This window comes from Rhodopirellula bahusiensis, from assembly GCF_002727185.1.
GTDB lineage: Bacteria > Planctomycetota > Planctomycetia > Pirellulales > Pirellulaceae > Rhodopirellula > Rhodopirellula bahusiensis.
In genome coordinates, this window is the sequence record NZ_NIZW01000038.1 from 1 (window position 1) to 15,362 (window position 15,362).

Sequence of the window (15,362 nt, forward strand, 5' to 3'; positions counted from 1 at the left end):
CGCCAAACCAATCAAGTACCGGCACGATGTAAACAAAGAAATCGAAACCACATGACAAAAACCACTTGTCAAACCTAGGACTTCATAGTCGGTACGGTTCAGCGGGCGGCGGCGGACGACTCGCAAGCAGACGGAAAAACGCACCACCGCCGCTCCTTTGCAACCGATGGTTCGCCGAATCTACGAGACCCAAGAAGCACCAAGGTCAACAATGTTCCACTTCCCATTCAGCTTCTTGTACGTCGCCGTTGAAGCACCACCGCCGAGCGGGCAGCACCAAACACCGGTTTCGACATCAGCTTCAGTATCGCTAATCCATCGCTTGATAGTGATCCATTCCATCCATGTCTCAGATTGCTTGCCTTTTTGCAGGACCGTGCCGTCGACGAGATGCGCATTCCCCGTATCAAGCCGATATTTCCCTGCGATGGGTATTCCCTCGGTCGTTTCCTTGGGAAACGGCATCCAATTCCCATGTTCCCCCCAATCATCCATTGGCGTGAGCGTCAGGAAGTAGACGCGGTCGGGCGACGGTTCATCCAATTCGGAAATTAGGTGCCGATACAAATCGATGTCGCGATGTTCAAGTGGCTTTGGTTGCTTTACCGTCTCTTCTTTCTGAGGCGATGCCGACGCAATCTCGACTGCTTTCGCTTCCTCAATCGTTGGATCAAAGCCGTCATTGGCAGCAGGGAGGTCGTCGTCCGACAGCGCTGGACGCTCGGCGACCTTAACGTTGTCGCGCGATTGGCAACCAACGAAGAGCAGCATCGGTGCCAATACCAAGACGTTCAAGATTGAGTTGGTCATTCGATGGATATTATCTGTCGACGAACGATGTAATTACCCACGGTTGGGCCGGAGATAAGGTCGCGAGAAAGGTGTTATCGCGGGGTATGCCTTGGATGTTATCGCCGGTTCCACGGACGTTGTCGCCGGTTGGCGTTAATTCCGAGTATGAGGTGCCCCCCACAGTGGGTCAAGCAGTTGGGAATTCGTACCACCAAGGGGAATCTCGGCAGGTTCTTTGTCGCGACCAGTGGTTGGAGGGTTGAGCAGATCCAACTGATTCGCAATGCGCCGCTGCCGAATCTCTGGTCCAAAGTGGTGAGCGTGGCACCCGTTTAAAAATTGGAAGCTCAGCAGGTAACCATGTACCCTGGCTGAGAGCGAAGGGGGCTCCGGGCAAAAAACGAAAGCGGGCTGGCCCAAGCTGGGAAACGGTTTGTGCTCGCCCTGCTTCGACTCGCTGGTCTGGCACCGGTGCGGCCCGCTGTCTGCCCCCTCACCGTTTATCCAATGCCTGTTCGATCCTCAAGCCGCCACGACGGTCAGAGGTTTCTGTTCAGTCCGCCTGATGTCGTGCGTTCTGCGGTACCCAAGTGAATCGACCCCAGTTCTTCTTATGAGGCACAATCGGCAACTCCTTGTTGCCAGAATTAGTTTCGATCACGACCTTGGGACCGCCCCTTTCTGGATCCGGAAAAGCCCGAGTGACAAATCCATCGGGTGACCAAGTGGGATCATCTCCACGCCCAACTTTTCGCTTGTTCTTTCCATCGTTGCCGACAATCCAAACATGCCAGGTTTGAGTGATCTGCCTGTCTCTTTCGTGATCCTGCTTCCCGGTGAATTGGCTCAGGTGGGTCATCTCCACGCCTTCCCAATGAGCAATCCATTGGCCATCCGGCGACCAAGCGGGAACCTTTTGTTCGACCGGTAGTTGGAGCGTCTCTTCGAGATCGCGGGTAACGGTGGAAATCGCTCGAGCGTTGCCTCCATCGAGATCGCTCATCCAGATACGCATCGGGCCGCTTCGGTTGGAGACGAAAGCGATCTTATCGCCGCGGGGCGAAACCGATGGCATCGAGTTGCTGAATTTGATTTGCTCGGGATCGGTGAACAGTCTGCGCGATTCACCGGTTTCCGTGTTCATGAGGTGAATCTGGCTATCATGCGAAGGATCCTTTCCCGGCTTTGGCTTCATCCAAACCACGTGTTTCGAGTCAGGCACCCAAGACGGCAGCAGATTGTTTCCGCGATTGATAAGTGCACGGGCATTCTTGCCATCGAGATCAGAAACCCAAAGCGACAGACCGTGGCCGACCTGTTGAACATAAGCCAGCCTCTTACCGTCGGGAGAACAAGCGGGCATGCGGCAGCCGAGCTGGGAATGCGTCAGCTGGCGGCTGTTTGATCCGTCCTCGTTCATGCGGTAGAGCTGGAGGATACCGTTGTCATCGGTATGGCTGACGACGACTTCGCGCAGGCGCGCTTCTGAATTCGCCTCGATTGAAGCTGGTGTCGTCTGGGGATATTCTGCGCTCGCGCTGCAAGCCAATGCGAACAGCGCCAAGCCACTCATAAGAAAGAACACACATCTCTTTGCATCCATCGTCCAAACTCCTCCGGTCAACGACTGCTGAACTGCGGGTCGCGAATCTCGTCAAGAGATTCGATCGTGATTCTAACTGGCCGAAAGTCTTGACGACTTTCGTACGAGCTACCAAAGGTGATCACTTGCGGCGATTGGCGAGTTTGATTTCGCTGATTCGCATTCCCGATGGCGTCTCGGAATGGGTAAAGCTCCAAACTCCGTTGACGAACAATCCCTCGGGGGACGGTGCGAGTTTGTCCTTGTATGCCGCAACGGACGGGTCGAGCTCGAAGTCGGATAGATCGGCTCGGGCGACGAAATTTCCTGAAGCGTCGCGATGAACACTGCACGTTGCCCGAAATTTGCCCGCGAAATCACCGTTGGCGTAAGCGACTTGAATTCCAAAGTAGATCTGAGTTTCGACGTCGATCTTTCCATGGATTTCAAAGTGTGAGTCCTCGTTGACTTCAACAGGGGCGCCTTCCTCGCTGCGTACTCCCAACCCCAACAAGTAGAGGACCACATTGGGATTTTGCTCGGGGACAAAAGCCACGGCCTTCAGTGATGCCGGGGAAGTTTCGGTGGCAGCGATCCATTTACCAAAGGTCTCATCGGGACCTTGGTCAATGCGACTTTCCCAGTTGCGAACCACGCTTGCGATTTGCCTGCGTTCGAAGTCTTGGTCCGCCGCAGCGACGACGCGATGATTCGCTGACACATCGATTTCCTTGCCATCGCTGGTGCGCGTAACACGCACCGTTCCTTCTCGGACGATGACTGCGGTGGTCGGCAGCTCGGCCTCGACGTCGAAGCTCGTTCCCAACACGGTTAGCGTCGCGGTACGAGTTTGAATGACCATCGGATTTCCATCCGGTTGCGGAGCCACATCGGCAGACATACGGCCTTCACGCAGACGCAATCGCTTCTGCCCATCGTCGCTGAACGTCAACATGGACGCGCCGGAGATCGCGACCTCGGAGCCGTCGTTGAACTGTAATTCGAACCAACAATCCGGCGAGAGTCCTTCAATCGTGCCCCCAGCCAAATCGGTGCCGACACTGATATCACGCACCAACTCGCCCCGATCTCCGGTCCAAATCAGCGAACCGCTCAGGCCGGTGATATGGGCGACGGAGCCACTAGTTGGATCAATGGCGTTGACGTCAGAATCCCTCGTCAGCAGTGCGTAGGACAGTAAAAGAATCGTTGTCGCCGCGATGGCGAGCATCGCGCGCATCAGCTTGGGCGTTCGCCACGGTTGCTTATCGTCATTGCTGGCGAGCAAAGATTCCATTTCGGATGGACGATCACCACCGGCGCGAACCACTTCGGCCAACTCGGTATCCCAGGTGGCCTGTCGCACAAAATCTTCGCGAAGCGAGGCATCGCTATCGAGCCATCCCGCTAGTTGTTCCTGTTCACGCTGGTTCAGCTCACCACGCAAGTGGCGCTCAACCAGATCATTCCACACGTCATCATTGGGTTTGCCAGAATCGCTCATTGCACTGCATCGCCCCGTTTGGCTGTATTACCCATCAGGCTGGCCTCAGTTTGGATTCAACACACTCGCGAACTTGCTTTTTAGCTCGGAACAACGATTTTCGGACGGCTTCGATCGACATACTCAATCGCTCACCGATCTGCGGGTAACCCAGTTCGTCTGCCATACGCGATTTCAGGACTTTTTGCGCCCGCTCAGGAAGCATCTCAACGCAATTCACCAAGGCATCTCTTCGTTGGTCGGATTCGGCTTGCGAACGCGACTGTTGAAATTCTTCAAACGCAGCATCAACGGAATCATCCAGCACGCGTTCGATCAGGCTGCGATCGCGGTGATAGCGATCTTTTGCCTTCAAGACCTCGATTCGAACGATCGCCCGACACCATGCCAGCAGTGAAGTCCCATCTTGGAAGCTTTCGTGCTTCTTGACCACGATGAGAAATGCTTCCTGGACGGCATCTTCGGCGGCGGAATAGTTGCCCAACAAGGACCGGGCATACGCCAACAACTCTTCGCGGAGCTCGAAGGCTGCTCGTAGCACATGTTCGCGATGTTCGTCGGAGCCGGTCATGGTTGCCTTGGTCTAGCGAGAGACGTAGCGGAAGTCGTCAAGACTTTCGGCAATTTGCGGGAGCGGCCGAAAGTCTTGACGAGTTTCGCTACCAATCGCACTTTTCGAAAGTCTGCACTTTCATACCTGGAATCACGGCACCATCGTGGACATCCGATTTGCAGATTTTGAGGGTTTTCTGGCGGTAACGCACCCGGACCGGCAAATTTGACTGTTCAACTTTGCGGGATATTCGCTCTGGCGCGGCCAGCGTCACAATCGCTCATGGCGGAATGACCGGAGCAACGATAACAACCCGAGGAGAAACCAGATTGACTTAGCAACGAGCGTTCATTTTTTAGCGTAGTGGATGAGGCTACGAGTCCGGTCACACGGGACTCGCAACTTCGTCCACTGCGAAATGCGTTTCTGATTCATCGTGCGTTGCTTCCCTACACAAATAGCCAGCCGTGCAGACGCCGGTTGCAACATGCGAGGTTTCTTCGTGCGGACTGAAAATCGAAAGCGACTTCGACGATTGGCCTTGATGGCTGTCCTGGTGCAGTCGTTCGCGGGTTGCTCGCAAACGCAGCATCGGCTCAACGCGGATCGTGAGGCCTATTGCACGATTGCCGAACGGAACCATGACCCTCGCTGGTCAGAGCCGGATGTCAGCATCGATATGGATCCGCGAAGTCGGTATTTCGATCCGTACAATCCGGATTGTTCACCGATGCCTTGGGATGATCCAGCTTCGCATCGGTACATGCACTGCGTGGATGGTAAGAAGGGTTGGAAGCACTGGGGACGCAATGGCGTGCGAGCTCAACTTGAAAACCCTCAATGGCGGGTTCAGTTGGCTGAGTACGCGGAACTGACCGAGCAGAACGAAGTCAAGCTGGACGTCGATTCTGCTGTGCGGTTGGCTTATGTCAATTCACCGCAGAATCAGAATGCGTTGGAAACACTCTACCTGACATCGTTGGATGTGACGGGAGAGCGGTTTCGATTGGACACCCAGTTCTTTGGTGGCACCGGAGTGGCGTATCGTCACCAAGGCAATCTGGAACCGGCAACGATCGGCTTCAATCCATTGCTTAATCGCTACGTTGTGGCGGGACCATTCGATGTGCCTGAGATCAATCGTTTAGCGGTTACCGACGACCTTTCAGCGAGCCGCCGGTTTGCGACTGCTGGCGAAGTGCTGGTCGGTTTTGCGAATTCCTTTGCATTTGAATTCACCGGCAGCGATGTCAACCTTGCCAGTTCACTTGCCAACTTCTCGTTTATCCAGCCCTTGTTGCGAGGTGCTGGTCGCGATGTCGCACTGGAGCAATTGACACTCAGCGAACGCAGACTGCTGGCAAACCTCCGAGCTTACAGTCAGTTTCGTCAGGGATTTTTCACGCAAATTGTGATTGGTGAACTTGGAGTCACCGGTCCGCAACGTTTTGGTCCGACGACCAATCTGCAGTCGTTCTCGGGATTCGGCGGAGTCAACGGATACCTTGGCCTGCTTCAACAAGCACAGCAGATTCGCTACACCGAGGACAACCTACGTCTGCAACTACGCACCCTCGATCGCTTGGAAGCACTCTACGAAAACGAATTGATCGACATTGTTCAAGTGGATCAGTTTCGACAGAACATCGAAGTCACTCGCGCCAATCTGCTTGATCAAACCAATGGCCTTCAACTGGCGATCGACAACTACACCACACAGGTTCTTGGTTTGCCGTCGGACTTGCCGATCGAACTGGACGAGGACTTGATGGAGCAATTCCAGCTGATTCCATCGGAGACGGTGCTGCTGGCGGACGAACTGCTAGAGTTGCAGCAACGAATCGGCAACATCGGTGAACTGTTTAGTCTGACCGCCCGCCTTGAAATTCTCGCTGAGCAGCTGCCTCGCCTCGCCGAGCAAGACTTCGTTGACGTCGATCTTGCCCTTGGCCAACTCAAAGGCATTGTCGATGCCACCGGACGACAGCTTTTTGATTTGCCGAGTGATTTCGCCGGCGTGGAAGACCAATTAGACGACAGGATCGAGGAGTTTGGTGCATCCGAGCGAAAGTCACTCCAGGAAGCCTTGTCGATTCTTGAGAAAGAAGAAGGACGCGAGGAGTTGGTGCAACAGTTTGCTGAGGCGTCCATGCGACTGGAAGAAATCCTCGGCTCGATGAATGAGGAGAACCTGGGGGACTTGGTTGATGCCAATTCCGACTTGTTTACCGATATCCTGTCGCTCAGCCGCGGGGTCGTGCTGATTCAGTCTGCAGCAGGAAATTTGGCACTGGAGCCTGAAGGCGTGCTGGCCGATGCGGAGCGACTGATCGAGCCAGCTCGCGAATTATTCGCGGTCGCACGCCGTGACTTGGAGCGAATGGAGGAGACTGCCCCTGAGCGTGAGCGATTCATGCGTGACGAAGAGAAGGCAAGGTTTCGGCTCGATCGAGTCAGATTGAATGAGCGATTGAGTGATCTGGAGTTCGGCGATTCGGGTTTGGCGAATACGATTTCCGAGTTGTACCGCTTGCGAGATGGCTACTCGATCGAGCAACGTGTGGCAACCATTGGCGGGCTGACCGGATGGATTCAATCGTATCTGCAGCTGATTGAGCGACTTGCCCTGGTGCCGGCGCAAGCACGCTTGGAGGTCGTTACGGTTGATGACGTGGATTTGGAACCTGAAGCTGCTTTCCAAATCGCGTTGGAGAATCGACTTGATTTTATGAATGGTCGCGCAGCATTGGTGGATCGCTGGCGAGCGATCCAGGTAGCTGCCGACGCTTTGCAATCGGACTTGAGTATCACAGGCAGTGGCGACGTGCGAACCGCCACGAACAACCCGGTCGATTTTCGAGCGTCCACGAGTAGGCTGCGACTTGGGGTCGAGTTTGACGCACCGTTGGCTCGACTGCTCGAACGCAACGGATACCGCGAGGCTCTGATTGACTATCAACGCAACCGCCGTAATTTGATTCAATCTCAAGATCAGCTTCAGCTCGGTTTGCGTGCGCTGCTGCGAACGCTCCAGCAGCGAAAGTTGCAACTGGAGATTCAACGTCGCGCGGTCACCATCGCGCTTCGGCGAGTCGATCAAACCGAACTGTCGCTGTTGACTCCTCCACCCCAGGGACAGCCGGGCGCGCGACCTCAAATCAATCCCACGACGGCAATCAACTTGCTGGCAGCACAAAGCGCGTTGCAAAACTCTCAGAACAGCTTCTTGGCGGCGTGGCTGAACTACTACGCCGCGCGGATTCGTCTCTACCGTGAACTGGGCGTCATGCAGCTGGATCCTACAGGGAAGTGGATCGAGAACTCCGTCGAGTTCAATTCGGGTGATGCTTCCAACACTGCCACGGAAGACGTTGAACCATTGCCGCCCCCGGTCCCGATCGAAGTGTTTGAGATTGACGTGGTCGGGCAACAGGATTTGGATCAGCAGGAGGGGGGACCTGCCAGGAGCGGACCGGTGACAATTTCACAGCGAGGAACCGAGGATGCTCCGGCGGTGAAAAAGACGCATCATCCGCTGGTGAGAATGGCTGAAAAAATAACGGGTTTCGAAAAAAATCGGTAGATTATTGTCCACGATCGAATTGGCGCGTGGGTTTGTCTACTAGGCTTGAATCCCCCGCCTTTCTTGAGACCTCACCTTGTCAACAACAGACGTTCTTGCCACAGCAACCCCGAAATCTGCCGAGCGAATTTTCGTGCGGATCTTCGTCATGGTTGGTGTGCTTGCGATTGCTGGGGGGGCGGCTGCGGTCGGGCTATCATCGGGCGAGACCGCGGACAGCATGCCGCTGCTGTCCCACTCAATTTCCCGTGGGAAATTGACCGTATCGGTGACCGAGCAAGGTACGCTCGAAAGCTCCAACAATACCGAAATCAAGTGCAAGGTTCGTGGCTTCTCTCTCGTCACCTACGTCGTACCGGCGGGCACCGTCGTCGAAGAAGGCCAGGAGTTGGTGCGTCTGGATACCAAGGTCATCGAAGAGCAACACAGTCTGACCAAGACCAATACATTCATCGCCGAAGCCACCTTGGCCCAATCGCAAGCCAACGTTGAGAAGGCGGAGATCTCCATCGAAGCCTACGAGAAAGGAAGGTTTCGTTCGCAACTACAAGCCTTGGAAAAAGATCTTGCGGCGCACAAGCGAAATCTTCAAACGGCTCGCAAAATGTACCAGCGTTCCGAGTCGCTTTTCCGACAAGGCTACGTGACGCAGTTGCAAGTCGAAGGCGAAGCGTTCACGGTGACACAAGCTGAGTTAGAGTTGAAGGTCAAAGAGACCGAGATCAAGGTCCTGAAAGAGTTCACTCGCAAGATGCAACTTGAAACGCTCAGTGGCAACAAGACCGCAAGCGAATCGAAGCTCGCCGCTGACCAGGCCGGACTTGCGATGGAGATCAAACGACGCGACCGTGCCGCACAGGAGCTTGAAGATTGCGTGATTCGAGCCGAGAAAAGTGGGCTGGTCATTTATCCGTCCGCCGCTTCGTGGAAATCCACACCGGACATTACCGAAGGGGCATCGGTGCGGAAGGATCAAGTCCTGTTGCTGATGCCGGACCTGACTCAGATGCAAGTTAAACTGGGAGTCCATGAATCTGTCATCGAACGTGTTCGCCCTGGACTGAAAGCGATCGTGACGTTGCCCGACCGAACTCTGGAGGCAACCGTCTCGGAAGTCGCCACCGTCACGCGGCCCGCCGGATGGTGGACCGGCAATGTGGTCAAGTATGACACGATCATCGAATTGCCCGCCGACGAGGGCCTCAAGCCCGGTATGAGTGCGGAGGTCGATATCATTCTGGCGGTTCACGAAGACGTGCTGACGATTCCGGTCGCGGCTGTTGTCGAGACGGAGGACGGAACTTTCTGCTGGGTAAAGTCTGAAGCTGGTCCACAGAAGCGTTTGATCGAATTGGGCGACAGCAACGATGTCTTCATTGAGGTCCTCGCGGGACTGACGGAAGGTGACGAGGTTGTGTTGAATCCGACGGCGTTGATCAGTGAGGCCGAAGAAGACGCTCGAACAACTCTCTCTCAACAGCAATCGGAAACTGCTCAGAAGGCGAAGGCGAGTAGCGATGCGAGTCAAGACACTGAGGCGACCGAGGGACTGGAGGCCGGTTCATGAAGATCGCTGGCTTGCTGTTCGTGCTCGTTGCGTCGTTGGGGTTTTCGGCCGTCGCATGGTTGCCGTCGTCCCAGCAGGTGACGACGGTCGACCCGAGTTTTCTACACACGGTAACGCGAGGCGATTTGACGGTTGCGGTGACAGAACTGGGGACTCTGGAAAGTTCCAACAACACCGAGATCAAATGCCGTGTTCGTGGCAACAACACAGTCACCTTGGTGGTCGAGAGCGGAACCGAAGCGAACGCCGGTGATATTCTCGTGCAACTCGATACCCTCGCCATCGAAGAAGAGATCAGCAATCGAACAAAGCTCTTTCACCTGGCTCAGTCGCAGGTTGCCCGATCGGGCGCGGACGTCGAGCGGGCCAAGATTGCAGTGCTCGAATATTCCGAGGGGCGATTCGTTTCAGAACTGGCGGCTTTGCAAAAGAACCTTGCCGTCGCGGAATCCAGATTACTAAACGCAAAGAATCGACTGCAACATTCGGAAATGTTGTCTCGCAGCGAGTACGCCAGCGACTTAGAGCTGGAGGAAAAGGAGTTTGCTCTTTCCCAGGCCGAGTTGACCGCCAAATTGACCCGGACGCAAATCGACGTTCTCGAGAACTTTACAAAGAAGGAAGAGCTGATCCGGCTCAAAGGCGAGCTGAGTGCTGCCGAAGCGACTCACAAAGCGAACGTGGAAACAGCCCTAGCGGATAAGAAACGATTGGAGCGTGCACAAGAGGAACTAGCGTTCTGTACCATTCGTGCCGAGCGTGCGGGACTGGTCATTTATCCAACTGGAGAAGAGTGGAAGGACACTCCGGAGATCGAAGAGGGAGCGACGGTGCGCAAGGATCAAACGCTGCTGCTGATGCCTGACTTGAATCAGATGCAAGTCAAAGTTGGTGTCCACGAATCGGTCGTCAAACGCATCGACGTAGGCATGACGGCCAACGTTACTTTGAATCGGGAATCGATTCCGGCTGAGGTTACCTTTGTCGCATCGGTGGCGAAACCAGCCTCTTGGTGGACAGGGAACGTCGTCAAATATGATGCGATCGTCTCGTTGCCGTCCCAAATCGGGATGCGGCCGGGAATGAGCGCCGAAGTCGAAATCGTATTGGCCAAGCACGAAGACGTTGTCCTTGTTCCGGTCGCGGCGTGCATTGAAACGTCCGATGGATTCGCCTGCTGGGTGCAACAAGACGCCGGCATACAGCGTCGCACGCTCGACGTTGGCGACAGCAGCAATATGTTTTTATGGGTTCGTGACGGCGTGATCATGGGCGAACAAGTCATTCTCGATCCGCTCGCCAATGTCCCCGAAGCCCAAGTCGAAGCGGCCAGGATATTCGGGGATGAGGACTCGATCTTGTAGCAATATGATGACCTACTCGCTCCGTTTCGCTTCCACACTGGCTCCCCTCGCCCCGCTTCGAGGTCGTGCAGTTTTTAGATGCTGTATTGCCGGGCGTTTGTCATCACCCTCCCTCTGGGAGGGTCGAGCGAAGCGAGGGGAGGGCTCAGCATTGGATCCAGCGCGTAACCCTCCCCGGCCCGAAGCGGGCCGACCCTCCCAAAGGGAGGGTGAAATAAAACTGCACGACCTCGGAGCGGGGAGAGGGGAGCCATGATCGCGGAATCGAATTCCTCAAGGCTGCCGATGCTGGTTAAGATCACTGCCGCCACTGCGCTGCTGGGTGGGTTGTGTCTAGCTGCCGTCGCTCTAGCAGGAAGCTTTCGCAACGAGGAAACAAGCAATGCCATGACACATGTCGTCTCGCGCGGTGACTTGTTGGTGACGGTCACGGAGCAGGGGACGCTTGAAAGTGCAGAGAACCTGGAGATCAAATCAAAGGTTCGCGGATACAACGCGGTGCTGTGGATTGTCGATAGCGGAACTTTCGTGGACGAGGGTGACGTACTTGTTCGCCTAGACGCCTTGTTTATCCAAGAGCAAGTCGACGAGCGGACCAAGTATGCGAATTGGTCGCAATCCGGCGCGGACGCTTCTGCTGCTCAAGTGGCACGAGCTCGTATCGCAGTCGAAGAATACGACCAGGGACGATTTCAGTCTGAATTGCTGACCCTTGAGAAGGACGTCGCCATCGCAAAAGCAACTCTGCAGAATGCTCGCGAGAGAGTGCGCCATATCGGCGTGATGGCGGACAGCGGCTACCTGAGCGAACTGGAGGTCGAAGAGAAACAGTTTGCGGTCAAACAGGCTGCACTGAATGTGCAATTGAAGCAAACCCAATTGGAAGTGCTTCAAGAATTTACGTACAAAGAACAACTGCAAACCCTCAAGGGAGAATTGGCGTCCATCGAAGCAACTCACAAAGCCAACGTTGAACGAGCACTGGCGGATAAATCTCGCCGAGACCGGGCGGTCGAAGAGTTGCAGTACTGTGCCATCAAAGCACCACGCAGCGGCTTGGTGATCCACCCCAATGCAGCCAAGTGGGAAACCGCACCGATTTCAGAAGGCACGAACGTTCACAAGAATCAAGTGCTGTTGCTGATGCCGGACTTGAATCAAATGCAGGTCAAAATGGGCGTTCATGAATCAGCGGTCAAGCGAGTCAAGTCGGGACAATCGGCCTCAGTCGAACTTCCAACCCGGACGCTGCAAGGGCTTGTCACCGAAGTCGCGTCGATCACGAAACCTGCGGGCTGGTGGACCGGCAATCAAGTGCGTTACGACACGATTGTTTCCCTGCCGTCTGTCGACGGACTCCGGCCAGGAACGAGTGCCGAGGCTCAAATCGAGGTTGCTCGGTACGAGAGCGTCTTGCTGATTCCCGTTGCTGCGATCGCTGAGCAAAACGATCGGACCTACTGTTGGATCCAGGCACCCGACGGCCCAGTACGTCGTGAAATCAAAACGGGCGACAGCAACGATGTGTTCACCATCGTCACGCAAGGATTACAAGAAGGTGACGAAGTGCTATTGAATCCATATGCATACGAAGCTCCGGTCACAAGTGAAAGCGATGACAATATCACCAATATTACACTGGCTCCCATCTCCCCGCTTCGACGTCGTGCAGTTTTTCAGTGCAGTGCTCGCGAGGTTGAAATCACCCTCCTGAACGCAGTTGGGGAGGGTCGGAATGCGAGCGTTCAGCGAGAATTCCGGGGAGGGCAGTGCGCGGCACTTACCATGCCCGGCCCTCACCCTCGCGTACGCCTGAACGGCGTCGCTCGACCTCTCCCCAAACTTCGTTTCGGGAGAGGTACGCTATGTAGAAATCAGCCGAAAGGCGACATCAGAAAACTGCATTGTCTTTTTCGGGGGCCGGGGGTGAGGGGCGTCCCGCCTATCGCTCTGTCTTGGCGTTTTCACGGTCGAAGCCGCTTCGACGGAAAACCTCTCCCCCGCGATCCGAATAGGAACCGAACCTCTTGATCGCGCAGTTCTTTCAAACCGTTGACCTTGGCATCAAGAGTCTGCTCGTCCAAAAACTTCGAGCAGGATTGGCCGCGTTGGGAATCTTCATCGGCACCTCCACCGTCATCTGGCTCGTTGCCATGGGTGAAGGGGTCAGCTATCGCGCGCAGCAACAAATTCTTGAATTGGGTGCCAAAAACGTTATCGTTCGCACCGTCCAGCCAAACGCCAGCGGTGATGAAGACGCGAACAGCCGAGTCAAAACCTATGGCTTGTTGCGAGCGGATTATCGGCGGATCGTCGAAAACATTCCAAATATTCGACGCGCGATTCCGATGCGCGAACTGAAATTTGAACTCCGGCTTGATGACCGAACCGCCGACGCGAAGCTGGTCGGATGTGCGGAGGAATACTTGGAACTGAACCGTTTGCAAATTGCCCGCGGTCGTTGGCTGTCCCCTCGCGATCGAGGCAAAAAGGTCATTGTGTTGGCCGACGAGACCGCCAAGCGATTGTTTCCATTCGAGAACCCAATTGGCCGCGCCATCTGGGTCGGTAGCGAGTTTTATACGGTCATCGGGCAAACGAACGACCGCACCGCGTCGGCAGCGATTGGCGGAAGTCTCGACTCGCGTGATTACAACTTGGACGCTTACATTCCCCTTCAAACACTTCGCCAGCGCGTTGGTGATCTGGTGATGAAACGCGTCGGTGGCGGTCAAGGGTTCAACTTCACCGGAGAGAATGTCGAACTGAGTCAGATCACGGTCGAAGTGAACCATATCGAGGAAGTTGATGAGACCGCACAAATTATCGAAACACTGCTCCGGAAATACCACGAGAAACAAGACTACGCCGTCGTCGTCCCGCGAGAATTGCTACGGCAAGCCGAGCGCACCCGCACGATGTTTAATGTGCTGTTGGTCGTGATCGCAGGTATCTCGCTGTTGGTCGGTGGGATTGGCATCATGAACATCATGCTGGCCACCGTCACCGAACGAACTCGCGAAATTGGTGTTCGCCGGGCACTCGGTGCAACTCGAAGCGACATCATCGGTCAATTCTTGATCGAGACCGTTGTGCTAACGGCCAGTGGAGGAATCGCAGGAGTCTTGTTCGGGTTGTCGGTTGGCCCGATGTTTCGGCTGATCAAACGTGTCATCTCAACGATTTCTCCCGAGTCATTGCCGCCAATCGTTGACTCGCTTGAACCTCGGATCGCGATGTGGTCCGTCGTTCTGTCGCTCGGCATTTCGCTGGGAGTTGGCGTCCTGTTTGGCGTCTATCCGGCTAGGAAAGCGGCCTACCTAGATCCGATTGAGGCGCTGCGCCATGAATGATGAAATTTCGCTGTATTTGAAAAATCGATTGTCCACGATCACCGGCACGGTCGGGTATCTATGGTCGGGTGTCGATGTTGACGGCCTGGTTTCTCCAAAGCTTCGGACTGACATCGGCACTCGACATTTTACCTTTTACGCGATGATTTGAAGGCTCATGACAAGCATCGCTGATCCAAACACTGACCAAGCCAAAACTCGTCCGGCAAGCGACTATGCGTTTCGAGTCGAGGACATCTATCGAACGTATTTTCTCAAAGGAGAAACTGTTCACGCCTTGCGAGGTGTTTCGTTTGATGTGCTGCAAGGTGAATACATCGCGATCATGGGACCATCGGGATCGGGGAAAAGCACGCTGCTCAATGTGCTTGGTTGCCTCGATCGACCGACGAGCGGCAAGTACCTCCTGGCCGGCGATGATGTTTCGACAATTAGTGACTATCAGTTGTCGCGAATCCGTGGTCGTCGAATTGGGTTCGTCTTTCAATCGTACAATCTGCTGCTGCAACTCAATGTGATGGAAAACATCAAGGTGCCGCTGCAGTACCAGGGTTTGATCGGCAAGGACGCGAACGAAAAATGCCGCGAACTTGCTCAGCAGGTTGGTCTGGGTGACCGGTTGTATCACAAACCGACAGAATTATCCGGAGGTCAGCAACAACGAGTGGCGATCGCTAGAAGTCTCGTGAACGACCCTTACTTTGTGCTGGCTGACGAAGCGACTGGAAACCTAGATTCCAAAACCACGGACGAAGTTCTTGACCTTTTTCAGAAGCTGAATGAAAGCGGCAAGACGATCGTCATGATCACGCACGAAGACGAAGTCGCTGAACGAGCGAAACGAGTGATACGATTGCGTGACGGCCTGATCGAGTCCGACGAGTTCAATGAATCATGACTTGCGTGGCGGTCACCCGACCAAATCATGCCGAAGCATCGTGTCGCTGCTGAACTCAGAAATCGACACCAGGGCAGCGGTCTCCCGCTCCGGTGCATGGTTTTGGACAATCTACCTCCGTCCCCTTTGATCCGCATCCAAAGGGTAGTGGTCTGTCACGACTTAT

Annotated in this window: 10 protein-coding genes; 6 read left to right on the forward strand and 4 right to left on the reverse strand. The window is 55.0% G+C overall.

From position 1 onward, the window contains the following. Positions 1-180 precede the first annotated feature (180 nt). The 4 genes from CEE69_RS29145 to CEE69_RS29160 all read right to left on the reverse strand — a co-directional run bounded on the left by CEE69_RS29145 (position 181) and on the right by CEE69_RS29160 (position 4,449). Entirely contained in the window at positions 181-810 is a 630-nt protein-coding gene (locus CEE69_RS29145) for a hypothetical protein (RefSeq protein ID WP_099264058.1), read from the reverse strand. A 535-nt stretch (positions 811-1,345) separates the two neighbouring features. Beyond that, the gene (locus CEE69_RS32635; RefSeq protein WP_158231095.1) at positions 1,346-1,936 is read right to left on the reverse strand and encodes a TolB family protein; all 591 of its coding nucleotides are present in this window, start codon (positions 1,934-1,936) and stop codon (positions 1,346-1,348) included. Positions 1,937-2,516: 580 nt separating this feature from the next. Further along, positions 2,517-3,878 (reverse strand): FecR domain-containing protein, encoded by a 1,362-nt coding sequence (locus CEE69_RS29155; protein ID WP_099264060.1) that lies wholly within the window; start codon positions 3,876-3,878, stop codon positions 2,517-2,519. A 34-nt stretch (positions 3,879-3,912) separates the two neighbouring features. Further along, positions 3,913-4,449: an RNA polymerase sigma factor gene (locus CEE69_RS29160; RefSeq protein WP_099264061.1), complete on the reverse strand. Its 537-nt coding sequence runs from the start codon at positions 4,447-4,449 to the stop codon at positions 3,913-3,915. A 526-nt stretch (positions 4,450-4,975) separates the two neighbouring features. On the opposite strand from CEE69_RS29160, the gene CEE69_RS29165 reads away from it, so the two are divergent. The 6 genes from CEE69_RS29165 (at position 4,976) to CEE69_RS29200 (ending at position 15,196) form a co-directional block, all read left to right on the forward strand. Continuing rightward, a complete protein-coding gene (locus tag CEE69_RS29165) occupies positions 4,976-8,014 on the forward strand; it encodes a TolC family protein (RefSeq protein ID WP_158231096.1) in 3,039 nt (1,012 codons plus the stop codon). Positions 8,015-8,162: 148 nt separating this feature from the next. Further along, positions 8,163-9,581 (forward strand): efflux RND transporter periplasmic adaptor subunit, encoded by a 1,419-nt coding sequence (locus tag CEE69_RS29170; protein WP_233215763.1) that lies wholly within the window; start codon positions 8,163-8,165, stop codon positions 9,579-9,581. Continuing rightward, a complete protein-coding gene (locus tag CEE69_RS29175) occupies positions 9,578-10,945 on the forward strand; it encodes an efflux RND transporter periplasmic adaptor subunit (RefSeq protein ID WP_099264064.1) in 1,368 nt (455 codons plus the stop codon). The genes CEE69_RS29170 and CEE69_RS29175 overlap by 4 nt, the downstream gene beginning before the upstream one ends. A 2,027-nt stretch (positions 10,946-12,972) precedes the next feature. Beyond that, on the forward strand, positions 12,973-14,298 hold the full coding sequence (locus CEE69_RS29195) for an ABC transporter permease (RefSeq protein WP_099264067.1): 1,326 nt from the start codon (positions 12,973-12,975) through the stop codon (positions 14,296-14,298). Further along, positions 14,291-14,449, forward strand: coding sequence for a hypothetical protein (locus tag CEE69_RS32640; RefSeq protein ID WP_158231098.1), 159 nt, complete (start codon positions 14,291-14,293; stop codon positions 14,447-14,449). Before CEE69_RS29195 ends, CEE69_RS32640 begins: the two co-directional genes overlap by 8 nt. A 6-nt stretch (positions 14,450-14,455) precedes the next feature. After that, the gene (locus CEE69_RS29200; protein WP_099264068.1) at positions 14,456-15,196 is read left to right on the forward strand and encodes an ABC transporter ATP-binding protein; all 741 of its coding nucleotides are present in this window, start codon (positions 14,456-14,458) and stop codon (positions 15,194-15,196) included. Positions 15,197-15,362: the final 166 nt, after the last annotated feature.